General features: G+C 66.7%; 23 protein-coding genes and 2 pseudogenes. 7 read left to right on the top strand and 18 right to left on the bottom strand.

The window, feature by feature from the left end:
* Positions 1 to 492 precede the first annotated feature (492 nt).
* From ACFQDH_RS16105 to pdxT, 7 genes and pseudogenes are all read right to left on the bottom strand, one after another.
* Positions 493 to 795 (bottom strand): annotated as a pseudogene (locus tag ACFQDH_RS16105) (protein translocase subunit SecD); the annotation flags it as partial.
* Positions 796 to 825: 30 nt separating this feature from the next.
* A complete protein-coding gene (gene yajC, locus ACFQDH_RS16100; protein ID WP_382403426.1) occupies positions 826 to 1,164 on the bottom strand; it encodes a preprotein translocase subunit YajC in 339 nt (112 codons plus the stop codon).
* Between the two features lie 222 nt (positions 1,165 to 1,386).
* Positions 1,387 to 2,502: a Holliday junction branch migration DNA helicase RuvB gene (ruvB, locus tag ACFQDH_RS16095; RefSeq protein ID WP_382403425.1), complete on the bottom strand. Its 1,116-nt coding sequence runs from the start codon at positions 2,500 to 2,502 to the stop codon at positions 1,387 to 1,389.
* Positions 2,499 to 3,094: pseudogene (gene ruvA, locus ACFQDH_RS16090) on the bottom strand (Holliday junction branch migration protein RuvA). Before ruvA ends, ruvB begins: the two are co-directional and overlap by 4 nt.
* Entirely contained in the window at positions 3,091 to 3,624 is a 534-nt protein-coding gene (ruvC, locus tag ACFQDH_RS16085) for a crossover junction endodeoxyribonuclease RuvC (protein ID WP_382403424.1), read from the bottom strand. Before ruvC ends, ruvA begins: the two are co-directional and overlap by 4 nt.
* Before the next feature lie 493 nt (positions 3,625 to 4,117).
* Positions 4,118 to 4,888, bottom strand: coding sequence for a YebC/PmpR family DNA-binding transcriptional regulator (locus ACFQDH_RS16080; RefSeq protein WP_382403423.1), 771 nt, complete (start codon positions 4,886 to 4,888; stop codon positions 4,118 to 4,120).
* A 108-nt stretch (positions 4,889 to 4,996) separates the two neighbouring features.
* Entirely contained in the window at positions 4,997 to 5,602 is a 606-nt protein-coding gene (gene pdxT, locus ACFQDH_RS16075; RefSeq protein ID WP_382403422.1) for a pyridoxal 5'-phosphate synthase glutaminase subunit PdxT, read from the bottom strand.
* Between the two features lie 159 nt (positions 5,603 to 5,761).
* Between pdxT and ACFQDH_RS16070 the strand changes: the two genes are divergently transcribed.
* Both ACFQDH_RS16070 and ACFQDH_RS16065 read left to right on the top strand, forming a co-directional pair.
* Positions 5,762 to 7,894: an MMPL family transporter gene (locus ACFQDH_RS16070; RefSeq protein WP_382403421.1), complete on the top strand. Its 2,133-nt coding sequence runs from the start codon at positions 5,762 to 5,764 to the stop codon at positions 7,892 to 7,894.
* Positions 7,895 to 7,940: 46 nt separating this feature from the next.
* Positions 7,941 to 8,774 carry a class I SAM-dependent methyltransferase gene (locus ACFQDH_RS16065; RefSeq protein WP_382403420.1) on the top strand — a complete coding sequence of 278 codons (834 nt, stop codon included), beginning with the start codon at positions 7,941 to 7,943 and terminating at the stop codon, positions 8,772 to 8,774.
* Between the two features lie 293 nt (positions 8,775 to 9,067).
* Here the strand turns inward: ACFQDH_RS16065 and ACFQDH_RS16060 are convergent, their stop codons facing one another.
* Entirely contained in the window at positions 9,068 to 9,397 is a 330-nt protein-coding gene (locus ACFQDH_RS16060; protein WP_382403419.1) for a hypothetical protein, read from the bottom strand.
* A 427-nt stretch (positions 9,398 to 9,824) separates the two neighbouring features.
* Between ACFQDH_RS16060 and ACFQDH_RS16055 the strand changes: the two genes are divergently transcribed.
* Entirely contained in the window at positions 9,825 to 10,115 is a 291-nt protein-coding gene (locus ACFQDH_RS16055; protein WP_382403418.1) for a hypothetical protein, read from the top strand.
* 103 nt (positions 10,116 to 10,218) lie between these two features.
* On the opposite strand, the gene ACFQDH_RS16050 is transcribed toward ACFQDH_RS16055, so the two are convergent.
* The 5 genes from ACFQDH_RS16050 to ACFQDH_RS16030 all read right to left on the bottom strand — a co-directional run bounded on the left by ACFQDH_RS16050 (position 10,219) and on the right by ACFQDH_RS16030 (position 18,327).
* Positions 10,219 to 12,198, bottom strand: coding sequence for a S53 family peptidase (locus tag ACFQDH_RS16050; RefSeq protein WP_382403417.1), 1,980 nt, complete (start codon positions 12,196 to 12,198; stop codon positions 10,219 to 10,221).
* Positions 12,199 to 12,366: 168 nt separating this feature from the next.
* Positions 12,367 to 14,376 carry a VWA domain-containing protein gene (locus ACFQDH_RS16045; protein ID WP_382403416.1) on the bottom strand — a complete coding sequence of 670 codons (2,010 nt, stop codon included), beginning with the start codon at positions 14,374 to 14,376 and terminating at the stop codon, positions 12,367 to 12,369.
* Positions 14,366 to 15,706, bottom strand: coding sequence for a bifunctional metallophosphatase/5'-nucleotidase (locus ACFQDH_RS16040; protein WP_382403415.1), 1,341 nt, complete (start codon positions 15,704 to 15,706; stop codon positions 14,366 to 14,368). Before ACFQDH_RS16040 ends, ACFQDH_RS16045 begins: the two co-directional genes overlap by 11 nt.
* A gap of 25 nt (positions 15,707 to 15,731) precedes the next feature.
* Positions 15,732 to 16,853, bottom strand: a complete 1,122-nt coding sequence (locus tag ACFQDH_RS16035; RefSeq protein ID WP_382403414.1) for a WD40/YVTN/BNR-like repeat-containing protein — start codon at positions 16,851 to 16,853, stop codon at positions 15,732 to 15,734.
* Positions 16,854 to 16,902: 49 nt separating this feature from the next.
* On the bottom strand, positions 16,903 to 18,327 hold the full coding sequence (locus ACFQDH_RS16030; RefSeq protein WP_382403413.1) for a sigma 54-interacting transcriptional regulator: 1,425 nt from the start codon (positions 18,325 to 18,327) through the stop codon (positions 16,903 to 16,905).
* 102 nt (positions 18,328 to 18,429) lie between these two features.
* On the opposite strand from ACFQDH_RS16030, the gene ACFQDH_RS16025 reads away from it, so the two are divergent.
* Complete coding sequence (locus ACFQDH_RS16025) at positions 18,430 to 19,224, top strand: deoxyribonuclease IV (RefSeq protein WP_382403412.1); 795 nt, start codon at positions 18,430 to 18,432, stop codon at positions 19,222 to 19,224.
* 106 nt (positions 19,225 to 19,330) lie between these two features.
* Here the strand turns inward: ACFQDH_RS16025 and ACFQDH_RS16020 are convergent, their stop codons facing one another.
* From ACFQDH_RS16020 to ACFQDH_RS16010, 3 genes are read right to left on the bottom strand one after another with little or no spacing between them, the layout of a single operon-like run.
* Complete coding sequence (locus ACFQDH_RS16020; protein WP_382403411.1) at positions 19,331 to 19,723, bottom strand: VOC family protein; 393 nt, start codon at positions 19,721 to 19,723, stop codon at positions 19,331 to 19,333.
* Entirely contained in the window at positions 19,720 to 20,187 is a 468-nt protein-coding gene (locus tag ACFQDH_RS16015; protein ID WP_382403410.1) for a globin domain-containing protein, read from the bottom strand. The genes ACFQDH_RS16020 and ACFQDH_RS16015 overlap by 4 nt, the downstream gene beginning before the upstream one ends.
* A gap of 34 nt (positions 20,188 to 20,221) precedes the next feature.
* A complete protein-coding gene (locus ACFQDH_RS16010; protein WP_382403409.1) occupies positions 20,222 to 20,875 on the bottom strand; it encodes a TetR/AcrR family transcriptional regulator in 654 nt (217 codons plus the stop codon).
* 64 nt (positions 20,876 to 20,939) lie between these two features.
* Here ACFQDH_RS16010 and ACFQDH_RS16005 point away from each other — a divergent pair, with 64 nt between their 5' ends.
* The 3 genes from ACFQDH_RS16005 to ACFQDH_RS15995 all read left to right on the top strand — a co-directional run bounded on the left by ACFQDH_RS16005 (position 20,940) and on the right by ACFQDH_RS15995 (position 23,521).
* Entirely contained in the window at positions 20,940 to 21,926 is a 987-nt protein-coding gene (locus ACFQDH_RS16005; RefSeq protein WP_382403408.1) for an alpha/beta fold hydrolase, read from the top strand.
* A gap of 55 nt (positions 21,927 to 21,981) precedes the next feature.
* Positions 21,982 to 22,497, top strand: a complete 516-nt coding sequence (locus tag ACFQDH_RS16000; protein ID WP_382403407.1) for a GNAT family N-acetyltransferase — start codon at positions 21,982 to 21,984, stop codon at positions 22,495 to 22,497.
* Between the two features lie 73 nt (positions 22,498 to 22,570).
* The gene (locus tag ACFQDH_RS15995) at positions 22,571 to 23,521 is read left to right on the top strand and encodes an LLM class F420-dependent oxidoreductase (RefSeq protein ID WP_382403406.1); all 951 of its coding nucleotides are present in this window, start codon (positions 22,571 to 22,573) and stop codon (positions 23,519 to 23,521) included.
* Between the two features lie 3 nt (positions 23,522 to 23,524).
* Here the strand turns inward: ACFQDH_RS15995 and ACFQDH_RS15990 are convergent, their stop codons facing one another.
* Positions 23,525 to 23,938: a PIN domain-containing protein gene (locus tag ACFQDH_RS15990; RefSeq protein WP_382403405.1), complete on the bottom strand. Its 414-nt coding sequence runs from the start codon at positions 23,936 to 23,938 to the stop codon at positions 23,525 to 23,527.
* Positions 23,935 to 24,153 (bottom strand): type II toxin-antitoxin system VapB family antitoxin, encoded by a 219-nt coding sequence (locus tag ACFQDH_RS15985; RefSeq protein WP_382403404.1) that lies wholly within the window; start codon positions 24,151 to 24,153, stop codon positions 23,935 to 23,937. Before ACFQDH_RS15985 ends, ACFQDH_RS15990 begins: the two co-directional genes overlap by 4 nt.
* Positions 24,154 to 24,248 lie beyond the last annotated feature (95 nt).

The following is a 24,248-nucleotide window of genomic DNA, read 5'->3' as shown; positions in this document are numbered from 1 at the left end:
TGCCTGGAAGAGCTGGGTGTAGGTCTCCCCGGACGTCGCCAGACCGTTGTCGACCCAGATGGAGTCGACCGGGAAGTTCCCCCAGGCGTCGTCGCTGCCGTTGGCCGGCTGCGGTTGCGCGCCCGGCAGCTGCCGCTGCGGGGTGGTCGGTTGCGGAGTAGGCGTGGACGTCGCGGACGGCGTCGACGTCGCCGCACTCGGCGAGCTGCTCTTGCTCGTCGGCGACGGCGTCGAGGTGTCGGCCTTGAACGCCTGCGGCACGAGGTCGTTGGTGCCGCTCGACGTGGCGGTCGACGACTTGCTGCTCGTTGCCGGGCTCGTCGAGCTCTTCGGACTGCTGCTGGGCGAACTGCTCGGTGACGACGCCGAACCGCTGGGTGTCGGTGTCGGCGTGGTCGTCGGCTGCGCCGGGGTGACCGCCTGCTGGGTGATCACCGCACGGAACGACAACTGCGACGACTGCGCGAGCGCTTTCAGGGTCTGCTCGCTCGGGTTACCGGGCAGCGACACCTGGATGAGCGAACTGTTGACCGTCGTGACCTGCGCCTCCGAGACACCGTTTCCGTTGACTCGGTTGCGAATGATGTTGACGGCCTGGTTGACCTCGCCGCTGTTGACCTTCTGGCCCTTGCCGACGATCGGTTGCAGGGTGATCTGACGGCCACCCTCGAGGTCGAGGCCGAGCTGCGGGGTCCACTTGCCCTTGGGCGAGCCCCACGCAGCGGTGCCGGCGATCCCGGCATACAGGGCGACCAGCAGGAGCAACAGGATGGTCAGTATCTGCCGCGGCTTCACCGCGGTGCGTCGACGTGCTCGGGTTGCCACCTATTCGGCCTTCGTCTCGGGAGCTTGGTCGTCGTCGTGCTTGTCGAGGTCCACCGTCTCGGTCTCCTGCGACGGCGTCGCCGCGCGGGGTCCACCGACCTGCGCACGGGGAACGATCGCACGACGCACGAAGCGCAACTGCACGCCCGGAGACACCTCGATGGTGCCCTCTTCGTCATCGAGCGCGACGAGAGTGCCGAGTAGACCGGAGGTGGTGCTGATCTCCTCGCCGACCTGGATCTGGTCCTGTGCGGAACGCACCTGCTGCTGCCGCCGGCGCTGGGTCCAGAAGAGCCAGGCGATCAGCAGTACCGGCAGGAGAAAAATCAGATTACCCATGCCGGCTCCAGCGAAGTTGATTCTGAACGGGCACAGGAAGCTTGAGCTGCGCTGGCGTTGCGGGGAGCTTGCGACTCGCAAGGCCAACGCAGGTTAAGCCTCAGTGCATACATCGAAAAGTCAGTCCTTGAGATTGAGGGCGTCGGGCAGCATGAGCGGCCGACGGGAGAGTCTAAGTGAGTAACGTCGCCGCGGGGCGCCCGGGTTCCGAGCGTGTCCGTCTCAATCGCCGAATCGCCCGCTGACGCCGTCGTCGTCCAGTGGCAAGGGTATGGCGCCACCCGCCGCTGTTGGCGGAGCGGTGAGCCCCAGATGTGTCCAGGCGAGCGCGGCCGCCGCCCGGCCACGCGGCGTACGCACGAGGTAACCCTCCCGCACCAGGTAGGGCTCGGCGACCGTCTCGACGGTGTCCGGCTCCTCGCCGACCGCGACCGCAAGCGTCGACAGGCCGACCGGCCCGCCGCCGAACCGACGACACAACGCCTCAAGGACGGCGCGGTCCAGCCGGTCCAGGCCGCTCTGGTCGACATCGAACAGCGCCAGCGCAGCGCGAGCCGCGTCGAGATCGAGCACGCCGCTGCCGTGCACCTGGGCGTAGTCGCGCACCCGCCGCAGCAGCCGGTTGGCGATCCGGGGTGTGCCGCGCGACCGGCCGGCGATCTCGGCAATGCCCTGATGAGTGGCGTCGATGCCGAGCAACGTCGCGTTTCGGGTCAGGATCTGCGCCAGGTCGAAGGCGCTGTAGAAATCGAGGTGTCCGGTGAAACCGAACCGGTCGCGTAGCGGTGCGGGCAGCAACCCGGAGCGCGTCGTGGCGCCGACGACGGTGAACGGCGGCAACTCCAGGGGTATGGCGGTGGCGCCCGGTCCCTTGCCGACCACGACATCGACCCGGAAGTCCTCCATCGCGAGATAGAGCATCTCCTCGGCCGGGCGCGCCATCCGGTGGATTTCGTCGACGAAGAGCACCTCACCCTCGGCGAGCGACGACAGGATGGCGGCAAGATCACCGGCGTGCTGTATGGCGGGACCGCTGGTGATCCGGATCGGCTGCTCCAGCTCCGCGGCGATGATCATCGCCAAGGAGGTTTTGCCCAGCCCGGGAGGACCGGACAGCAGCACGTGGTCCGGCGGTCGCTGGCGTCGTCGTGCCGCTTCCAGCAGCAGTCCGAGCTGGTCGCGCACGCGCGGCTGCCCGGGGAAATCGGCGAGCCGCTTGGGACGCAGCGCGACCTCGAACCGGCGCTCCTCCTCGTCGCCGACCGGGTCCACGACACGCGCCGTCGCGTCATACGACCCGTCGGGGTTCAGCTCTGTCTCGTCCTCCACGCGGCTCATCGTCCCAGCTCACGCAGCGCAGCCCGCAACAGTGCGGAGATCTCGGTGACCTCGGGCGCTGCGGTGACGACCTTCGCGACGGCGTCATCGGCCTGCTTCGCGGACCAGCCCAACCCGACGAGCGCTTCGCTGACCTGGTCGTGGCCACCGCCGCTCGGCGTTGTCGGCACGTCAGGCGCGCCTTCGGCTGCGATCGGCCCGACCTTGTCCTTGAGCTCCAGCACGATGCGCTCGGCGCCCTTCTTACCGATGCCCGGAGTCTTGACCAGCGCTGCGACATCACCTCTGGCGATGGCGCCACGGATCTGATCAGGGGTCGCAACAGCCAGCATTGCCAACGCGATTCGCGGGCCGACGCCGCTGACGGTCTGCACCAACTCGAAGAGATCCCGCTCGTCGCCGCTGCCGAAGCCGTAGAGCGTCAGGGCATCCTCACGGACCACGAGCGTCGTAGAGAGGGACGCCTCTCCCCGGTCCGCAGCGACGCGGCAGTGCCGGGGGTCGTGTGGGTCAGCAGCCCGACGCCGCCGACCTCGACGACGACCTGGTCGAGCCCGACGTGCAGGACCGTGCCGCGCAGCGTGGCGATCATCCGCGTGCTCCGGTCGCGGCACGTTGCTTGGCGACAGCGGCCGCGATGCGGTCCTGGGCGCCGCCGCGCCATACGTGACAGATGGCGATGGCGAGAGCGTCCGCGGCGTCCGCCGGCTTGGGCGCGACCTCCAGCCGCAGGATGCGTGTGACCATGGCGGTCACCTGCGCCTTGTCGGCGCGACCGTTGCCGGTGACAGCGGCCTTCACCTCACTCGGCGTGTGCAACGCGAGCGGCAGGCCACGCCGCGCAGCGGCCAGCATCGGTATGGCGGAGGCCTGCGCCGTGCCCATGATGCCCTTGATGTTCGCCTTGGCGAAGACCCGCTCGACGGCCACCGAGTCGGGCTCGTGCCGCTCCATCCATTCGTCGATCTCGGTCTGCAAACTGAGCAGTCGCTCGGCCGGGTCGTCGGTGACCGGGGTACGCACCACGCCCACCGCGATCATCCGCACCGGCTGGCCGATGCCTCCTTCGACCACACCGAGGCCGCAGCGGGTCAGGCCGGGGTCGACTCCGAGCACTCGCACAGCGGGGCAGCTCCTTCTTCGGCATACGGGGTCCGACATATGTTCGGTTACCGCCAGCTTAGGCGGGACGGTCGCCATACCCGTGAAGGTGCGGGCGGCGCGTCGGCGGACCTAAGTACGCCGACACCGCTGCGTTCGAGGAACGCATCCGACCCCTGTTCCAGGATCGGATCCTCGACTTCGATGAGGACGCGTCGATCGAGTACGCCGCATTGCGGGCCGACTCGCGTGCCCGAGGACGTGCGATCGGCAACGTTGCTGCACTGATCGCTGGGATCGCGCGCGCCCGCACGTTCATCGTCGCGACTCGCGACGTCGCACCCTTCGAAGCATCCGGCCTCCAGGTCATCGACCCCTTCACTGTTTCCGGGGACTGACACCAGAGGCGGGAACCGCCAGCTCAGGGCAACCGGGCCGGCACCCGGATCTGCGATGAGGTTCGATCATGTGCGGCGTCGGGATCATCCGCAAGTGGGCCACGAACCAGGCCGACTCAGTCCTCTTCTTCGAGCTCCGCGAGCACCTCGTCGGGGACGTCACCGTTGGCGTAGACGTTCTGCACGTCGTCGCTGTCCTCGAGGATGTCGATGATGCGGAACATCTTCTTGGCACCCTCCTTGTCAAGGGGCACCTCGACGGTCGGCAGGAAGGAGGAGTCGGCGGAGTCGTAGTCGATGCCCGCTGCCTGCAGCGACTCGCGCACGGCAACCAGGTCATGCGCCTCGGACACGATCTCGAAGGACTCCCCCAGGTCGTTGACCTCCTCGGCGCCGGAGTCGAGTACGACCTCGAGAAGTGAGTCCTCGGTCACGTCGTCGCCCGGCTGCTTCTTGGGGACGATCACGACACCCTTGCGGTTGAACATGAAGGCGACGGAGCCGGATTCGCCCATCGAGCCGCCGTTCTTCTGCAACGCGGTGCGGACCTCGGCAACGGCGCGGTTCTTGTTGTCGGTCAGGCACTCGATGAGCAGTGCGACACCACCGGGGGCATAGCCCTCGTAGGTCAGCGCGAGGTAGTCGGCGCCACCGGCCTCGGCACCGGACCCGCGCTTGACCGCGCGGTCGATGTTGTCGTTGGGGACACTGGACTTCTTGGCCTTCTGCACGGCGTCGAACAGCGTCGGGTTCCCCGCCAGGTCACCACCGCCGGAGCGTGCCGCGACCTCGATGTTCTTGATCAGCTTGGCGAACAGCTTGCCGCGCTTGGCATCGATCGCTGCCTTCTTGTGCTTCGTCGTCGCCCACTTGGAGTGACCGCTCATACCTGCCTCTTTACGAATCGAACGTGCTGGTGCCTCGACCGACGATGTTATAACCAGCGCCGCTGGTCGAGTGCCGCGAGGGACGAGCGGCGTATCGAGACGCGGCGCTCAGCCTCGCGTCATACGCAGGAAGTATTCGTGGATCCGGTGGTCGCCGGTGACCTCGGGGTGGAACGACGTCGCCAGCAGGTTGCCCTGCCGGACCGCGACGATGCGTCCAGCCGCCGGACCGGTCGCGACCGTGCCGAGCACTCGCACCTCCGGGCCGACCGCCTCCACCCACGGCGCCCGGATGAAGACAGCGCGCACCGGCCGGTCGGACTCCCCCAGCATCTCCGGCATCGACAGGTCCTCCTCGAAGGAGTCGACCTGGCGACCGAAGGCGTTACGACGAACAGTCACGTCGAGCCCGCCGAGCGTCTGCTGGTCGGCGGTCGCGTCGAGCACCCGGTCGGCGAGCAGGATCATGCCCGCGCACGAGCCGTATGCCGGCAGGCCTGCCTGCAACCGGTCCCGCAACGGATCTCGTAGATCGAACGCCCGAAGCAGCTTGTCCATGGTGGTCGACTCGCCACCAGGCAGCACGATTCCGTCCAGGCCCTCGAGCTCCTCGGGGCGGCGTACCAAACGCGTTGTCGCACCGAGGGATTCGAGGGACCGCGCGTGCTCGCGCACGTCGCCCTGAACCGCAAGTACGCCGATCTGTGGTTTCACGAGGCAAGCGTGTCACAGGGCTCATCGGCAGGAGTCTGCGACCCGGATTGCGGAAAAGAACTTCCGACGCGGCATCCAACGCGATAAACTCACGATATATCGCGATAGTGAGAAAACCTAAGTATCTCCTGTCGTGCGGGCCGAACCCGAGGAAATGGGATGGATCGCAAATACGCCGGGCTGGTCTGCGGCCGGCGCAGCAAATACGTAGTGCTCGTCGTCTGGGTCGTGGCGCTGATCGTGCTCGGCCCGCTCGCGGGCAAGCTCTCCGGAGCGCAGGACAACCAGACGTCGTCGTGGCTTCCGGCGAGCGCGGAGTCGACCAAGGTCTACGACCAGTTGGGCGCCTTCGTCGATCGCAACAGCATGCCGGCGATCGTCGTCTATCACCGCGACGGTGGCCTGACCGCCGCAGACCGCGCCAAGGCGACGGCCGACGTCGCGACATACAAGAAGCAGGTCCCGCACCTCGGCGGTCCGATCGTGGGCCCGATCCCGTCGAAGGACGGCACGACCCTCCAGACGCTGGTGCCACTGCACGTCGACCCCAAGTCCGGTTGGAACGACCTGCCCAAGACCGCGAAGCAGATCCGCGCAACGGCCGCTGACGGCGCGCACGGGATGAGTGTGCACCTCGGCGGGCCGGTCGGCTTCGGCGCCGACCAAGCCGATGCGTTCGCCGGCATCGACGGCAACCTGCTCTTCGGCACCCTGGGCGTCGTCATCCTGATCCTGCTGCTGACCTACCGGAGTCCGGTGCTGTGGGTGCTGCCGATCCTCACCGCCGGAGTGGCGCTCACGGCCGCACAAGCATTCATCTACCTCATGGTCGATCACACCGGATTGACGGTCAACGGCCAGAGTTACGGCATCCTCACCGTGCTCGTGATCGGCGCCGGCACGGACTACGCCCTGCTGCTGGTCGCCCGATATCGGGAAGAACTGCGCAGACACGAAGACCGCCACGAGGCAATGGCTTTCGCGCTGCATCGGTCCGGTCCGGCCATCATCGCCAGCAGCAGCACCGTGATCCTGGGCATGCTCTGCCTGCTCGCCGCCCAGATGAACTCCACCAAGGGGCTCGGCCCGGTGGCTGCACTCGGCATCGTCTTCGCCCTGCTGGCAATGCTGACTCTGTTGCCCGCGTTGCTGGTGACCGTCGGGCGCTGGGTCTTCTGGCCGCGCCGCCCCACCTACCGCAGTCCGGAGCCGACCCAGAGCGGCGTGTGGGCACGGGTCGGGGCGTTCATCCGCCCGAGGCCGCGCACTGTCTGGCTGGTCACGGTCGGGCTGCTGTTGCTCTGCACGCTCGGCCTGACCCAGCTCAACTCGCACAGCCTGTCCACGACCGAGAGTTTCACCGGCAACCCGCAATCGGTGACGGCAACCAAGATCCTGCAGAGTCACTACCAGGACAACTCGTCCGACCCGGTCTACGTGCTCGTCGACTCGCCACAGGCGCAGCAGACGACGCAGCAGCTCTCGGCCGCCGGTTTCGCACCAGCGGCAAAACCGATCGTCCGAGGCGACCGCAGCCTGTTGCAGACGTCGGTGTCGGGAGATGCCTACAGCTCCAAGGCTTTTGACCAGGTCAAACAGATCCGGGGCATTGCCCATGGCGTTCCGGGATCACACGCACTGGTTGGCGGGAGCACTGCCGTGACGTATGACGTGCAGCAGGCGACCGACCACGATATTCGGGCCATTATCCCGCTGACGTTGCTGGTGGTTCTGGTCATCCTCGCCGTGCTGTTGCGGGCGATCGTCGCACCAGTGCTGTTGATCCTGACCGTGATCGTGTCGTTCGGTGCAGCGCTCGGCCTGTCGTCGCTGGTGTTCCATTACATCTTCGATTTCGCCGGCACCGACCCGTCGCTGCCGCTCTTCGTCTTCGTCTTCCTGGTGGCGCTCGGCATCGACTACAACATCTTCCTGATGACCCGAATCCGAGAGGAGGCGCGAGAACACGGCACCCGACGCGGGGCGATCGTCGGACTGTCCGCGACCGGCGGGGTGATCACCTCGGCCGGCTTGGTGCTCGCTTCCACCTTCGCCGTGCTCGGCACACTGCCGCTGGTGGCGTTCGCCGAGATCGGCTTCGCCGTCGCGCTCGGTGTGCTGCTCGACACGATCGTCGTTCGTGCCGTGCTCGTCACCGCGTTGACCCTCGACATCGGTCCGAAGATCTGGTGGCCCGGCAAGCTGCGCAACGTGCCGGACGCATCGACGGAGCAGATCGAGTCCGACGCAGCGGAGGATGCCGCAGCGGAGGATGCCGCAGCGCGGGTATGACGCAAATCGACTGGCCGATGGTGCGCGCTTTCTGAATGATGGCGGCATGCCCGATGACAAGTGCGACCAGGCCGACCTCGACCAGCGAGTGCTCGACTACTACGGAGGCGACTTCGACGAGAACGGCCGGCTGGTAGGGCGTTCCGACCAGGGCGTGCTGGAGTTCGAGCGCACCCAGGAGTTCGTTACCCAGCGGGTGCCGGCCGGCTCGCGAGTCCTCGATGTGGGCGGCGCGACCGGCATACACGCCGCTCCCCTGGCGGCACGTGGTGACGTCGTCACGCTGATCGATCCGGTGCCGTCACACGTCGCCGCCGCATCGCAGCACGGCACGTTCGACGCTCAGGTCGGTGATGCGCGGTCGCTTCCGCAGTCGTCGGAGAGCGTCGATGCGGTGCTCCTGCTGGGGCCGCTCTATCACCTCGCCGGACGCGACGACCGGCTTCGCGCCATCCGTGAAGCGGTCCGCGTCACCCGCCCCGGCGGTTACGTGTTTGCCGGTGCGATCTCCCGGACGATGGCACACGTCTTCTCCGGCAGCATCGCACCCGCGCGCTCGCCGGAGCCCATGCAACGCTCGCCCTACCCGCCCGACCTGCTGCAGTTGCTGGAGGACGGCTCGACGGAGCATCTTCGAAAAGGCTTCCCCGGCGGGCACTTTCACTACTCCGAAGAGCTGGCCGATGAACTCACCGAGGCCGGTCTGGTTGATGTCGAGGTGCACGGTCTGGAGGGTCCAGGCGGTATGCCGCTCGAGGTAGATCGCATCCACGACGACGAATTGCGTGCGGCAGCAATGCTGCTCGCCCGTCGCTTCAGCGACGCACCCGGCCTGCGCGATCTCAGCCAGCACCTGTTGGGCATCGGCCGAAGACCCTGACGTTCTCGGCCGCGGAGTTCCGGGAAGTCAGCTCACACCGGCCGCCGCCACGATCTCCGGGACGACACACGCCTTCGCGTATGCCGTCTCCCAGCGTGCGCGCTGCGGTTCAGGCTGCCCGCCATACGACCCCTTGATGCCGAGAGGACACGCGATGCACTGAGGGGACAGGCGATTCAGCCCATTTCGGCGAAAATTGGGTGTCCTCTCGATAAATCGCCTGTCCTGTCGGCGAAAGGGGCTGCCGCGATCGACGCGCAATTCGAGAGACCGCAACCCATCCGGATTGCCCATCAAGGCTTCTCCGGATAGGTGAACGAGACCGGCTTGCCCGTGGCGTGGGCATACGCGATCTCCCGGCTGGTGGACTCGCCGACATACCCGCCGGGGTTGACGACCAGAACACGGTCTGCCAGGTCGATCTTTCGCAAGTGGAGTGCGTCCAGCGCGGCCTTCTGTTCGGTGGTGATCGTCTCGCTCCACTCGCGGCCCGCGGCGTGCGTAAACACTCCGGGCGCGACGACGATGACACCCGCGAACGTCAGGTCGCGGTTCGCCGCGAGCATCTCTTCCACGAAACGGGTAGAACCGCAGATGCAGACGATCTCAGGTCGGTCGGGCATGGCTCGTCCCTTCTGGTCGACCGGCATAACCATCGCTCGTCGAGACAGCCATGGTTCAGCGCGGCGTGGGTTTGCTGCGGATCCAGTGATCCGGTGGCACTGATGGGCGCCCCGGCACTGGCAACTGCTCTTCCGTCCAGCCGTCCGTCCCGAAGGCGCAGTCGGCGACCTTGCGTCAAAAGGTAGCTGCCGGACGGTTCTCATGGTGAACGGCGATCGTCCACGGTCCCGGGTGGCGCTCTATGACCGCCTGGCCTCCCACAGCCACCGCACGATGTCCCATTGATCGGCCGCGACGATCCTGAGGCTCGTATCCATCGGGGTAGCCCACGGCAGCCACAGTATGCGAATGCCCCACAGACACGTCAGGGGCAGCAGCCGCCAAAATCTGGTGCGCGATCCACTGTTACCTAGTTACGTTGGTCCCATGAACGCAGCATCCAGCCGAGTCCAGCTCGGCGTACGCATGGACAAGGGCCTCGTGAAAGTGCTCAAGGGACTCGCCGACTTCAATGACGAGACCCTCGGCGAACTGCTGGAGAAGATCGTGCTGCACTCCTTCGACCCGGTCCCGGGCGATGAGGGTGAGTCGTGCGCGAGCCCGCACAGCAAGCGCGAGCTCGAAGTGATCGACACACTCCGGCAGCTGTATGACGTGTCGAGCGACCCGCATGCGAGCCGGGAGTTCCCGCGGGACGTACCCTCCGAGGTCGATTGACACGCGAATGCCCGCCGGCTTCAAGCCAATTCGACCAACAGGCGACGCACTGCGGGGCCGGGCGATCACGCCCGGCCCCGCAGTTTCGCTGCTTCAGCTTCAGCTACCTGCGCGCTGCGAACTGGAAGAACAGCGCCGCGGGTGAACCGACGCCGGTCTCGCTGTCCCAACCAGGTGTGTCGTGCAAGGTCGACGACTGCACATCAAGGCGCTGCAACTCGAAGTGCAGGCCACCGGACGAGTCCAGCCCGTTGACGTCGTCGGTGCGAACCTGCGACAGCGGCTGCGTCGGCGCCTTCAGGTCATGCACCGCCGGAGTGTTCATCAGCGAGTAGTAGAGCGGGTTGATGAACCCCAGCGCGTGATGCGCCCGCGAGCTGGCGACTGCGACGATGCCTGCCATAACCGGCGACGAGAGACTCGTGCCGCCGATCCGGTAGGTGTCCCAGTAGGTCCCGTCCGGGAAGGCCTGGGTCTCACCGACGACCAGGCCGGTGTTCGGGTCACCCACGGTCGAGATGTCCGGGATCGCCCGCATCGGAGTGCTTCCGTAGTAGTTCGCCACCGAGGACGGGACGACGCCCTTCTGGTACCACGGCTGCGCGAACAGTTGGCTCGTGCCGCCACCGCCACCGGACGAGTACGACCCGGGAGGCGACATCCACGACTTGCCGTCCGCGGACAGCTGGGCGTAGGCGTTCTGCCAGCCCCACTCGCCGGCCCAGGCGCCCTTCTTGTTGACGTCGAGGCTGGTGCCACCGACGCCCGTCACGTAGGGCAGGTCGGACGGGAAGCCCACCGTCTTGTCGGCCAGCTTGGTGCCGCCTGCCGTCTCGTCGCCGTCGTCGCCGGTTGAGAAGTTGACGGTGATGCCGCGCAGGGCGGCCTCGGTGGAGTACTGCTGGTAGAAGTCGATGTAGGACTGCCCGAGATCGGCGATGTCGTCGACACCGTCGGACCAGGAGTTGGTGATCACGTCACCGGTGTGGTTGTCGATCGCCGCCGCCCACGTGTTGTCGAGCCCGGACGCGCAGTCCGGCGCACCGGCATACACGATCTTGGCGCCAGGAGCCATGGAGTGCACGGCTTCGACGTCGAGCGTCTCCTCGCCATACCAGCCGTTGCCGCCACACTCGTTGACCAGGTCATAGCCGTCCGGTCCGGGCGTTTGCTGGGTGAACTGGCCCTTTTTGAACTGCGGGAGGCCGTACTTCGAGTTGTACTTGCTCAGGTCGGCCGCGATCGTCGGCGCCGCGAAGGCGTCGGTGATGACGACTGTCTGACCCTTCCCGGAGTAGCCCTTCTTGAGTTGCTTGTCCACGCCATACGCGCTCTGCAGTTGCTTCGGCGTGTAGCCGCAGACGGCATACGGCCACTTCTTCCCGTATGCCGATGGCTGATCCTTCGCGATCTTCTGGCCGTAGTACGACGAGCAGGGTTGCACGCCATAGCGGCCACCCGGGGGCGGACCGGGCAGCGTGTCAGCCGGCTTCTTGACCGTGGCACCGGTGTCCAGACCGACGACGCCCTTGACGGCCGACAACACCGTTGCCGACGTGCCGGCGGGCAGCGTCAGCGCAGTGGTGTTCGACCGAACCGTGACGCCGTGGAAGGAGTAGGACGCCATCTTGGTGGCGAAGACACGGTTGACCGTGTTGGTCGACCCGGAGACGTTGACGAGCATCCCGCTCGGCGCGACCGACGAGACACGCAGGCCTTGCGACTTCGCCCAGGCGGACACCGCCGCGACGTCCGCCTTGCTCGGCCCATAAGCCGCATTGAACTGCCCGAGGCTGAGCCACTTGCCATAACTCGCGCTGGACGGGTCGCTCAGAGCACGCACTTCGGCGTTCGCACCGGCCTGATCCCGCATGCCGAGCAGGATGCTGAAGCTGAGCCCCTCAGTCTTCGGAAGCGCACCTTTGGCGTGCGCCTTGGCCAGCCAGGCCGGCCTCGCTTGAACCGTATGTCGGGGGCCCGGAGCGGCCGATGCGGTTCCGACGGAGGCGAGACCCATGCCCGCCGCCAGAGTTCCTGCGGCTGCGAGTGCTATGGCCTTGGTGCGCGATGACGGCTGCTGCATATGACACCTCACGGGTGAGTGAAGGAGATGATTCCTGGCCGATTGGCTCAGCAACTGCAATAGACACCCAATGGAGTGTGCGCGTCAATCATTTGAATCAAGGCTGATAGCAACCTGATTCATCGCTGGTCGCCAGCCGGACGTCGCCTGACCAGTGCGGTGCGTGTGTCAGCTGACCCACCCGCCGCGCCAGCCGAAACCACCGAGGTCACCGTATGTCGGGCCTCCGCCGCGCCCGCCGAGGTACCCACCGACCACGGCGGCGCCGAGATCGTCGAGTTCAGGCGCCACCACACGCCCGTCAGCGCGCTTGGCCAGTTGATCGACGAACCGAGCAAGCCCTGGGTCCTCGCCCAGCCGGAAGATCGTCGTCTGCGCACCCAGCCGCACGGCGGTGTCGAGCTCACGAACGCTGTAGGCGATGGTCAGCGGGTGCGGCGGGTAGCTGAACCACGCCTCCCCGTCGGGTTCGAGGTGCGCGGTCGGCTCGCCGTCGGTGACGATCAGCAGGACGGGCTGCGCATTCGGGTGCCGGCGGAAGTGCTGGTTGGCCAGCATCAGCGCGTGGTGCAGGTTGGTGCCCTTGTCCCACTCCGCTGACAGACCGGTCAGCGTGTCGATGTCCATCGTCTGCGCGTGTCGGCCAAAACCGATGAGCTGCAACGAATCTCCGCGGAACCGGGTCTGGATCAGGTGGTGCAGTGCCAGCGCCGTACGCTTCATCGGCACCCAGCGGCCGTCCATCGCCATCGAGAACGACGTGTCCACCAGCAACGCCACCGCGGCCTGGGTGCGGGCCTCCGTTTCCTGCACCTCGACGTCGGTGATCGCCAGTAGTCGGTCGTCGCCCCCACCGGCACGGCGCAGCGCAGCATTGGTCAGGGTGCGGGTGACGTCCCACGGCTCGGTGTCGCCGAACTGCCACTCACGGCTCGCGCCGGTCGGCTCGCCCGCCATACCCGCTCGACGTGCGTCGCGCGACCCGGACCGACCACTCAACCGGGTGGCGACGTCCTTGAGCAGCGTGCGCCCGAGCTCTCGCATCGCCCGCGGCGAAAGCTTGAGCTCACCGGTGGAATCCTTTGTCAGATAACCGCGTTCGCGTAACGCCTTCTCGAGTTCGGCGAGCGTGCGCGCACTCGCGGCGGCCTCGTCGCCAAGCTGTCGAGCCAACGTGTCGAGATCGAGGTCGTCCATCTGCGCGCCCGCGTATTGCTGCGACAACTGCTCGGACAGGTCATCCAACTGCGCCAGATCCTGTATGACGCCAGTGCCGTCGCCGAGGCCCATCCCTTGGTCCCCGCCGAACTGCTCCGAGCCGGACCAGTCCTCCCCCGGTCGCAGTGACTGCAGGTTGCCGTCCAGTTGCGCAAGCTGGTCCATCAGATCCGGCGAGCCAAAAGCCTGCTGCGACAGCTCCATCAGCTCCTGGCGCTGCTCCGGCGTCATCGAGTTGAGCATCCGTTGTGCGGCTGCCGCCCGCTGCGCGAGAGAGTCGAGCAACTCGTCGATGTTCCGCGGATTCTCCGGGAAGAAGTCGCCGTGCTTGGCCATGAAGTCGGCGAACTGCTGGTCGGTGTCCTCACCGCGGCCGTGAGCCTCGAGCAGCTCGTTGAGGTCACGCAGCATCTCGCTGATCTGCTGCCGGTCCTCGTCCGTCGCGCCTTCCAACGCCTGTTTCATCCCGGCGAACCGCTGGTCGAGCATCTCGCGGCCGAGCAGGTCCTTGATTTGGTCATACTTCTCCCGCGCCTCACTGCTGCGCCACGGGTAGTCGGCCAGCTCGTTCACCGCAGCCGCGGTCGACGCTGGGAGGTTCTCGATCCGCATCTCGGCGAACCGGGCGTCGTCGTCCAGGTCACGCGCCAACTGCTTGCGCTCGGCGAGCACCGCATCGTCCAGCAGCTGCTTGATCTCCTGGAAGGTGCCGTCGAGATTGTGTTTGGCCAGCAACTCCCGGCGCTTCTCGGCAACCTGGCGGGCCAGGTCGTCGAGGCCGCGCTGCTGCCGACCGCCGCGTCGCAGGAATTCCTGCATCGCGTGCTCCGGACGGTAGCCGGCCATCACGTCCTCGCCGATGGCATCGAGTGCCTCGGCGAGGTCGACGGGCGGCGCCAGGGGATCGGGTCCCCCGGCATACCGGCCGTAGCGTGAACGATGAGTGTGCTTACGTGGCAACGAGATACGCCTCCAAGAGTTCCGGCATGATTTGCGGGACGAAGATCTCCATGTCGGGCGAGTTGTCCGGCATGAGCCCGCCGTATGACGAGACCTCGACGTCACCGCCGGAGACGCGGTAGGTGGCCTCGTCGTCCAGTGGTTGGCCGGCGATCAAGATCTCGCCATCAGCGATGGTTGCGCCGACGATCACCAACCGGCCCAGCATTCTTCCGCGGAACAGACGTGGCGTTCGCTGGGCGTTCTCCGCACTCAGCCCGACCTGCAGCATCGACCGCAGCCGTCGACCGGTGACGGTGATGACCGAGACATTGGCGGGCGATGAGGTCGCAGCCCAGATGTCGCCGCGGGTCACCTTGCCTGCGGGCAGCCCGTCGTCCAGATTCGCGGGGTAGAGCAACGTGACGTCTGCCGGCTGCGACTCGTGGATGGCCGTCGCGAGCAACCGGCCGACGGCACCGCCATCGGCCGGGTTGTAGTCGGCCGCTTCCGGGAGCGATGCGACGGGCGCGGCGAGCCATTGATCGATCTTCGACTCCTGGTGCACGACAGCGTCCAACACCCGTCGATCCGCCGGTCCGTCCTCGGCGACTGGCTCGAGGGTCATCGACCGGACCGCCACACCGTCTTCGCTGATGTCCAGCAGGATTCGACCGAGGTGTTCGGCGTAGTTGCCCGCTTGCGCGATCGGCAGACCGTTGAACGCCCTTGTCCCTTCGGGTAATTCGTTGTGGGTGTGCCCGCCGACGATGAGGTCGACGCGCCCGTCCAGAGTTGAGGCAAGGGCGGTGTCCTGTGGGAGACCGCAGTGGCTCAGCACGATCACGACCTCGACACCGTCCCGGCGCAGTTGAGCGGCTGCATCCGTGACCATGGTGTAAAGCGGGCGCTCGGTGAGTCCGAACGTCGAGTAGGAATCCATCAGCGGCACCGAGATGCCGATGATGCCGACGCGGACGTCGCCGCTGTCGATGATTTGTGTCGCGGCGACACCCGCAGGCAGTCCTCCGTCGACCTGGAAGTTGCCGAGCAGCGGCGGGCGACCGAATGCCTCGGCGTAATCCACCAGTCGGCCTGGGCCGTAGCGCAACATCCCGCCGTTGCCGACAACGGCCGCGTCAACGTCCGCCGCTCGCAACACTGCCCAGCCCGCGGCGCCATAACTGAACGCCGAGACGCGCACACTCGAATCCTCGATGTCACCGCCGTCGAAGAGCAGCACCGGATGGTCGGCTTCGGCCCTGATGCGGCGCGCCATCGCCGAAGCCCGGGCGAGCCGTTCGTAGCGACCGTGCACGTCGTTCCAATGCAGAATCTCCAGCGTTGTCAACGGTTCTCAACTCTCCTGGTATCGGCTACTTGTGGTGCGAAGACGTCAGGACCGCGACTGCGCCAGCCCGTCCGGATGCCCAGCAGGCTCCGTCGGACGCGCAATGGATGCCGTCGTAGTCGGTCGTGTCGAAGGTGGACCAGGTCCGGCCGCCGTTGCTGCTGACGTCGCTGCCGGTCGGGCCCACAGCCACCACGGCATTGCCGCCGACATAGGCGACACCTGAGCGATATCCGCCGAGCGGCCCACCCGCCTTCCACGGTGACCGGCCCTGTTCGACGGCTGCCGCGTCGCTCCCGTCGGTCGGTGCGGTGTAGTCGCCTCCCACGGCAACGCCAGTGCCGGAGTTCTTGAACGCGATGCTGTAAATGCCGGCTGCGTCCCCGGCCCGAATCGGGGTGGCGTCCGCGGTCCAGGTCTCACCGGCGTTCGTCGTGTGGAACACCCGCGGCGACTGGCCGCCGGTCGCGAACCAGAACTCGCCGGGGCGAGCGCCCCTGGCGTTCTGCGCTGAGACCAGACAGGTGCCCGACGCGGCGAAGCCGAACTCGTTGGCGAAGGCCTTCGGCATACCCGTCGTCGGCAGCGTCGCCCAGGTAAGCCCGCCGTCGGTGGTGCGCGCCATCCGGAAGTAGCCGTCGACTGGGTCGCTCATCGCCAGACCAATACCGTTGGCGCTGAACGCCATACAGTCGTAGAAGGCATTCGGGTCGGTGTTGGTAAATACCTGCTGCCAGGTCATGCCACCGTCGTCCGTGCGGAAGATGCGGGAGTCCGTGCCGTTCCCGATCGACAGCGCTTCGGCGTGCTGAGCATCCGTCGCCTCGATGTCGCGCAGCGCCAGCCCGTCGGTCTTCGCGGCCGCGGGCGACACGTCTGCCCAATGGCGGCCTCCGTCGGTGGTGCGCAGCACACTGCCCTTCTCGCCGCTCACCCATGCGACCCGACTGCTGACGGCTGCCAGGCCGCGGAATTGCTCCTGGACGCCGGTCGGTCGCGTCGTCCACGAGTAGCTCTGGGGCTGCGATGAGCCGTGCGGATCGGTTGGCGAAGCAGACGCCGGAGCGGCCAGCGCGGCGGCTGCGCAAACGGTCGCCACAAAGCCGGCGACGCGCAGGGAACGATGAGAAGCGGTGTGAGTGAACATCTTCAGACGCTAGTCCCGCGTGCGTGCTCGATGGGGGTTGTGCGCCGCGTCATACCTGCTCGCTCTCGCCATAGGTCGTGTTGCCGTCGTCGTCGGACTCCTTGCTGACCTGCTTGGCCAGGTAGAGACCCTCGAGGGCAAGCTCGACCGCGGCGGCGCGCTCACCCGGGGTGGTCGCGTCCAGCCGGTCGGCGACCTGGTCGTAGAGGTCGGACTCCCCCAGCACCGGCAGCTCGCCCAAAACTGCTGCGGCACTGATCTGTTCGCCGGTCGTCACTCGCGCGCCACGCTCCAGGGCACGCACCAGGAGTCCGAGGTCGATGCCGCGCAGCCTGCCCCGTGCGGTCTCCGCGGTGGCGGTGCGCAGCAGGTGCTCCAGGATCGCTTCCTCGCGCCCTTCATGCCCGGACTCGAACTCGACCTTCCCGGCGAGCACGTCGACCGCGGTCTCCAGGTCGATGACCCGCGCGACCGCCTCGACCTCGTGCTGCACGGTCGCCCGGTGAAGCGCTGCCGCGGCCACCGTCTCGGCAGCCGCAATCGCGAATCGCGCTGACACGCCTGAACGTTGGTCGACCGCGCTCGACTCTCGCAACGCGCGAGTGAAGCGGGCCAGGATCTCGATCAGGTATGACGGAACGCCCGCCACCAGATGCGCTTCCTGCTCGACGACCGCGATCTCGCCCTCGACCTCGAGTGGGTAGTGAGTGCGCACCTGCGCTCCGAAACGATCTTTCAGTGGGGTGATGATGCGCCCACGGTTGGTGTAGTCCTCCGGGTTGGCGCTGGCGACCACGAGCACGTCGAGGGGCAGCCGCAGCGTGTAGCCGCGGACCTGGATGTCGCGTTCCTCCATCACGTTCAGCATTGCGACCTGGATGCGTTCGGCCAGGTCGGGCAGCTCGTTGATCGCGACGATGCCACGATGCGCGCGTGGGATGAGACCGAAGTGAATGGTCTCCGGGTCTCCGAGGCTGCGCCCTTCGGCGACCTTCATCGGGTCAACGTCACCGACCAGGTCACCAACGGAAGTGTCTGGGGTTGCGAGCTTTTCGGCATACCGCTCGTCACGGTGCCGCCAGGCGATCGGCAGGTCATCCCCCAACTCGGCCGCACGTCGGCGCGATGCCGGGGTGATCGGCGCGTAGGGGTGCTCACCGATCTCGGACCCGGCGATCACCGGTGTCCATTCGTCGAGCAGCCCGACGAGGGTGCGCAGCACGCGCGTCTTGCCCTGACCGCGCTCGCCCAGCAGGACCACGTCGTGGCCGGCCAGCAGTGCGCGCTCCAGCTGCGGCAAGACGGTGTATTCGAAGCCCTGTATGCCGGGCCACGGGTCCTCGCCCGCTGCCAGCTTCGCCAGCAGGTTGGCGCGCAACTCCTCTCGGACGCCGCGCAACTCGTGCCCGGAGGCACGCAACTGGCCGAGCGTGGTGATAGTGGGTGCAGGGGTCGAAGTGGTCGAATCCGTCACGCGAACAACGCTACGCCTGTTCCGCAGGAAAACGGAGGGTATCCGGATCTGTCGCCGACCGACCCGGCACAGGTGTCCGATGGCCTCCGTACGCTGGGAGGTATGACGATCTCGATCGGTGCACACGTGGACCAGCAGGACCCGATCGCGGAGGCGGCTGCGCGCGGCACGGATGTCGTGCAGTTCTTCCTCGGCGATCCACAGAGCTACAAGGGCCCGGTGGTCGCGTATGACGGTGGCGCAGCGAAGCTACGCGCCGACGCAGAGACCGCAGGCGTCACGATCTTCGTGCACGCGCCATACATCATCAATGTCGCCACGTTGAACAACCGGATCCGGATCCCGAGCCGCAAGTTGCTGCAGCAGCACATGGACGCCGCCGCCGAGATCGGTGCCGCCGGTCTCATCGTCCACGGCGGTCACGTCAACGCGTCGGACGATCCGGCCAAGGGCTTCGACAACTGGCGCAAGGCGATCGAGGCGACCGACTGCAAGATCCCGCTGCTCATCGAGAACACCGCAGGCGGTGACAACGCGATGGCCCGTCACCTCGACCGGATCGCCGGCGTCTGGGATGCCATCACACAAGCAGACGGCCACGAGCAGGTCGGCTTCTGCCTCGACACCTGCCACGCGTGGGCAGGCGGCATCCAGCTGTCCGAGGCGGCCGCGCGCATCCACGAGATCACCGGCCGCATCGACCTGGTGCACGGCAACGACAGCCGTGACGCCTTCGACTCCGGCGCCGACCGGCACGCCAATTTCGGTGCAGGACAGATCGATCCGGACGAATTGGCCGCAGTGGTGCGGGCGGCCGATGCCCCGGTGATCTGTGAGACGCCTGGTGGCGCCGACCAGCACAAGGCTGACATCGCCTGGTTGCGCGACCGGGTCTAACTCAGTCGGCGTGGCTCACCATGTTGACCACCGTGTCGTCGACGCCGTCCAGATCGGCAACCGGCAGGTTCACCGTGAGGTCTCGAGCCTGCGCCGGCAGAGACTGTTACTTCGGGTCGTCCGGGCGCTGATTGAACATCCAGCGATGTCCGAAGGGATCGTGCAGCACGGCGATGCGACCGTTCGGAGTGTCCTCCGGCTCCCGATCAATCTGTGCGCCAACGGTTTTCGCTTGTCGGACCACCACGTCGACAGCCGTCGTCTCCACGTGCAGCGCGACGGAGTTGTGTCGCGCCGGATCAGGCGCAGCCACACCCGCGCTGTCGAACTCGTCCGACATCATGAAACGCGCGTCGTCGCCGATGGTCAGCTCCACGTGCCCGATGCGTCCGTCGTCCATGACAATCGGCTCGTAGGACACTCGCGCGCCGAAGGCGTTGCGATACCAATCGATTGCCGCCCGCGCGTCGTTGACGGTGATGTATGGCGTGATGCTCATGCTTCGCTCCTCTTCACGGTCCCCTCCCAGGTCCAGTGCGGCATCGGCAGAGCGGCCGGCACATCGTCCGCCGACCGGTGGAACTCGTACATCGGATACCAGGTTGCCCAGCTCCAGTAGTCCAGAATCGCCTGGTACGTCTCGGGATTCGCGTCGATACCCGCGTCGCGCAGCGCACCCGCGAAACACTCGACAGCACGCTCATTCATCTCGTCGTGCTCACCATTGCCACTGTGCATCCGGACCACTTCGGCGTGCTCGCCATACGCCTCGGTGTAGCGCGCCGGCCCACCGAGCGCCTCCCCCAGGTATGCCGCGAGCCGATCTACGTGGTCCGGTTTCGCGCCGTCGTGAAATGCGTGCGCGACCACCACATCGGCCATCGCCCGCCGGTGCCAGGCAGCCGCGATGCGCGTCATACCGTCGGCGCCGCCCGCCGCGTCGAAAATCGAACCGCTCGGCATGAAAACTCCCCGTCCTGGTGTTTACGCGTACACGTTACCGTTCGGCGCCATACACGATCAAGACCAAAGCAGTGCGTATGTCGAAGTTCGCCCGCTGATCTGCCAGCGCCGATCCACACCTGGCCAGCGCGTCCAGCCCGTTGCCGGCGGCGTCACGACGCACGGTTTCCTGCACGGTCGGTCGCTTCAGCTCCCGCTTGGCCTGCGCTGTGCGCGCGTCGAGTTGCGCAGCACCGAGGATCAGCCGCCAGGCCGCTGAGTAACGGTGCGCAGCCTGCTCCGGAGTGCAGCCCGCCGCCAGCAGGGATCCGAGGACATCGTCGGTGGCACTCGCGGCCGACGGTGCCATCAAGTCCCCGCGGGTGAGCGCGTCCAGCACCCAGGGTCGTTCGGCGAGCTCCCGATGCAGCATCAGCAGGACCTCGACGGCGCGGTCCGCGCCCGGCTCGGGCAACTCCGGCCAGGCGACCTGGCCGAACTCTTCGTCCAGCAGGGCTACCAGCAGTTCGTCGCGGCCGGCGTAGTGCCGGTAGATGGCCATGGGCGTAACCCCGAGCCGAGCACCCAGCGTCCGCATGCTGAGCACCGGGGCGCCGCCGTCACGGACGAGGTCACCGGCAACCTCGAGAATTCGTCCGCGCGAGAGGGCCGGACTGCGCGCTGCGCCCGATTTTCTGTCCCGTGCCACGCGCCGAGCGTATGACAACGAAGCAGAAACGAAGTTACTGATTCGTAGCCCCAGCGGTTCTCGCATGGTTGAATCCACGTTCATGAATGGTTCTCGCCGTGTCCGCTTCGTCGACATCCACGGCCACCGCAGGGCATTCGTCAAAACCGGTTCCGGCCCTGTCCTCCTGCTGCTGCACGGGGTCGCCTGCGATCACACGACCTGGGATCGCGTGATAGCGCCGCTGGCCACGGACTACACAGTCATTGCACCCGACCTGCTCGGCCATGGCCAGTCCGCCAAACCACGCGCGGACTACTCGCTCGGCGCCTACGCCAACGGGATGCGTGATCTGCTCGCGATCCTGGGCGTCGAGCGCGCCACGATCGTCGGGCACAGTTTCGGCGGCGGAGTCGCCATGCAGTTCGCCTACCAGTTCCCCGAGCTGACCGAGCGGCTGATCCTCGTCGCCCCGGGTGGCGTCGGACGCGAAGTCAGCCCGATGATCCGCCTGGCGACCGCACCGGGGTTCAAGCAACTCATGGGTGTGCTCACCGTCCCCGGCGTGCGCCACGTCAACCGCACCGGACTGCGGCTGGCGCACGCGGCGCGGTTGCCCGGCACTCGCGACATCGACGAGATCGCCAAGATCTACGACTCGTTCGCCCAGCCAGGCGCTTGCGCCGCCGTGCAGCAGGTGCTGCGCGGCGTCGTCGACCGGCGCGGTCAGTTCGTGACGATGGCCGATCGCGCGTACCTCACCGAATCGATGCCGATCTCGGTTGTGTGGGGCGCGCAGGACCCCATCATCCCCGCATCCCAGGCACACCTCGTCGAGCGGCTGGCGCCTGGTGCGCAGGTCGAAATCATCGATGACAGTGGGCATTTCCCGCACCGCGACCACAGCGAGCAATTCATCCGGATCGTGCAGGACTTCATGGCGACGACCACGCCCGCGCCATACGACAGGGAGCGTACGCGGGAGTTGCTGCGCGGCGAACGTAGCTCGCGCAGCGCGCGAGGCCGTGCCGTGCGCCGGCCGATCGCTGCGGTCGCCAGCTTGATCAACTGATCGACTGCAGGACCGCCTCACGCCCCTGCCGTATGGCGGACTAACGTCTCATGGCGTGGATCTCGTCATACGCGAACGGCAGGACGACGACCTGCCTGCACTTGCAAAACTCCTGGAGCGCCAGCAGCCACAGACTCGATACCCGTTCGTGTGGCCGTTTCCCGTGCCGATCGCGGAGTTCCTGAAGCGCCCGACGGAGCTTCGTGCGTGGGTGGCCGAGATCGAGGACGAGGTGGTCGGGCACATCGCCGTCGAGAGCGTCGGTGATGATCCGATCGGCCGGTCTTGGGCAACGGCGCACGACACCAAACTCACTGAACTCCGTTGCGTGTCAGTGTTTTTCAGCGATATCAGCAGAGCCGGCCAGGGCATCGGGTCACGCCTGCTGGCGACGGCTACTGAGTTCGCTTTGGCCGATGGCTATCCGGTGCTCGACGTCGTGGCCGCGCACGAGACCCCGGTCAACCTCTACCTGCGCCGCGGCTGGCAGCTCATCGAGACCACGCAGGCACCGTGGCACCCCGAGATCGACATCCCGATCCATCTGATGATCCTGCCTCGTCCTCGCTGACGGGGCGTCGCCCTGAGGAACCGCGAGGGACAAGCGGCGTATCGAGATCAGGGAGCAGGGGTAGCGTCGGAGTATGACGAAACTGGGCTACCAGATCCCCAACTTCACCTACCCCGATGTTCCGGCCGATCAACTCTTCCCGACCGTCGTGCAACAGGCCAAGGAGGCCGACAGCAGCGGTTTCGACACTGTCCTGGTGATGGACCACTTCTACCAACTCCCCGGGCTCGGTCAGCCGGACGAGCCGATGATCGAGTGTTACGTCCTACTGTCCGCGCTCGCCCAGCACACAGAGCGGGTCCGCCTGTCGGCCCTCGTGACGGGCAACACCTACCGCAACCCGACGCTGCTCGCCAAGGAGATCACTGCGCTCGACGTCGTGTCCGGCGGCCGCGCCCAGCTCGGCATCGGTGCCGGCTGGTATGAGCTCGAACACGACTCTCTCGGTTACGAATTCGGTACTTTCACCGATCGCTTCGAGCGCCTCGAGGAAGCACTGCAGATCATCCTGCCGATGTTGCGCGGCGAGCGACCGACCCTGAACGGCAAGCGCTACCAGGTCAAGGACGTAGTCAACTCTCCCGCGCCGCTCAGCCGCGTTCCAGTGATGATCGGCGGCGGTGGCGTCCGCAAGACCTTGCGGATGGTTGCCCAGTATGCCGACGAGTCGAATATCATCTGCGCCCGCGAGGACATTCCGGCCAAACTCAAGGCACTGGCGGAGCATTGCGAGCGCCTGGGCCGGGACCGCTTCGAGATCACCGTGAGCTACCAGACCACCGCCTGCATCGCGCCGACCCACGAAGAGGCGCAGCGCGACCTCGATGCCTACCTCGAGCGCAACCCGGCTGCCCGAGAACGTGCGGGGTCGGCGATCGTGGGTTCGCCGGACGAGGTGGCTGCGGCATACAGCAAGCTACTCGAATCCGGCATCGACGGCGTGACGGTGAATTCCCCTGCCAACGGTCATGTTCCGGGACGAGTGCAGCTCCTCGGCGAGACCATTTCGCCACTGATCAAGTAGCCGCTACAAGGATGGCGCCACGTACTCGTGCTTCAGGTCGGTGACCCTGGCGATGTGCTCGAAGTCGTGATCTGCGGCCAGCACGGTTGCGTCATTCCTGATGGCGTAGCCCGCGATGAGAATGTCCAGCGATCCGGCAGCACGGACGAGCCCTGCGTTCCACATTGCGCTCTGCACGTCCAGCACCAACGACTCGTCAGGCGCGTGCTCCAGCGGGAACCCGAGAGAAATCCGCTCCCGGTGACGCGCGTGCTCCTCGGGTGTCCGAGCACTGTGGCAGAACTCCAACACCTGCGGCGGGCATGTCACGAAGAGGTCAGCGGGCGCGCGCTCGATGCGCCGCAGCCGCGCCATGATCCCCGGGTCGCCGCTGGCTAGCCTTGCCCAGACAGAGTTGTCGACCAGATAGTCGGTCACGGGGTCTTGGTCGCGGACGAAGATGCGACAGGCGCGCCCAGCTCCGTCGGAAGGTCGGACAGTTCCGCTATGCCGTCGATCATCGCGGCCTTCTGCTTCGAGGCGATCAGTCGACGCAGCGCAAGGTCCAGCACTGCGCGGTTGGACTTCTCGCCCGTGAGAGCCCTCGCGCGTTCGATCAACTGCGGATCCAGGTCGACACTGGTGACAGCCATCGCATGCCCCTCTCCTCGCAATTATATTGACGACTATATACCCGTAGAAGGCGATGGAGCTCGCCGCGCGTATACGACGAGAGACCCGGCTCGTG

Source organism: Flexivirga alba, assembly GCF_042661025.1.
GTDB classification, from domain to species: domain Bacteria; phylum Actinomycetota; class Actinomycetes; order Actinomycetales; family Dermatophilaceae; genus Flexivirga; species Flexivirga alba.
This window is presented reverse-complemented; position numbering and strand designations above follow the sequence as displayed.

Coding starts and splice junctions, on each gene's coding strand:
- yajC (WP_382403426.1), bottom strand. CDS start 1,164: ATGGGTAATCTGATTTTTCTCCTGCCGGTACTGCTGATCGCCTGGCTC.
- ruvB (WP_382403425.1), bottom strand. CDS start 2,502: ATGAGCCGCGTGGAGGACGAGACAGAGCTGAACCCCGACGGGTCGTAT.
- ACFQDH_RS16080 (WP_382403423.1), bottom strand. CDS start 4,888: ATGAGCGGTCACTCCAAGTGGGCGACGACGAAGCACAAGAAGGCAGCG.
- ACFQDH_RS16070 (WP_382403421.1), top strand. CDS start 5,762: ATGGATCGCAAATACGCCGGGCTGGTCTGCGGCCGGCGCAGCAAATAC.
- ACFQDH_RS16065 (WP_382403420.1), top strand. CDS start 7,941: ATGCCCGATGACAAGTGCGACCAGGCCGACCTCGACCAGCGAGTGCTC.
- ACFQDH_RS16060 (WP_382403419.1), bottom strand. CDS start 9,397: ATGCCCGACCGACCTGAGATCGTCTGCATCTGCGGTTCTACCCGTTTC.
- ACFQDH_RS16055 (WP_382403418.1), top strand. CDS start 9,825: ATGAACGCAGCATCCAGCCGAGTCCAGCTCGGCGTACGCATGGACAAG.
- ACFQDH_RS16050 (WP_382403417.1), bottom strand. CDS start 12,198: ATGCAGCAGCCGTCATCGCGCACCAAGGCCATAGCACTCGCAGCCGCA.
- ACFQDH_RS16035 (WP_382403414.1), bottom strand. CDS start 16,853: ATGTTCACTCACACCGCTTCTCATCGTTCCCTGCGCGTCGCCGGCTTT.
- ACFQDH_RS16025 (WP_382403412.1), top strand. CDS start 18,430: ATGACGATCTCGATCGGTGCACACGTGGACCAGCAGGACCCGATCGCG.
- ACFQDH_RS16020 (WP_382403411.1), bottom strand. CDS start 19,723: ATGAGCATCACGCCATACATCACCGTCAACGACGCGCGGGCGGCAATC.
- ACFQDH_RS16015 (WP_382403410.1), bottom strand. CDS start 20,187: ATGCCGAGCGGTTCGATTTTCGACGCGGCGGGCGGCGCCGACGGTATG.
- ACFQDH_RS16005 (WP_382403408.1), top strand. CDS start 20,940: ATGGTTGAATCCACGTTCATGAATGGTTCTCGCCGTGTCCGCTTCGTC.
- ACFQDH_RS15995 (WP_382403406.1), top strand. CDS start 22,571: ATGACGAAACTGGGCTACCAGATCCCCAACTTCACCTACCCCGATGTT.
- ACFQDH_RS15985 (WP_382403404.1), bottom strand. CDS start 24,153: ATGGCTGTCACCAGTGTCGACCTGGATCCGCAGTTGATCGAACGCGCG.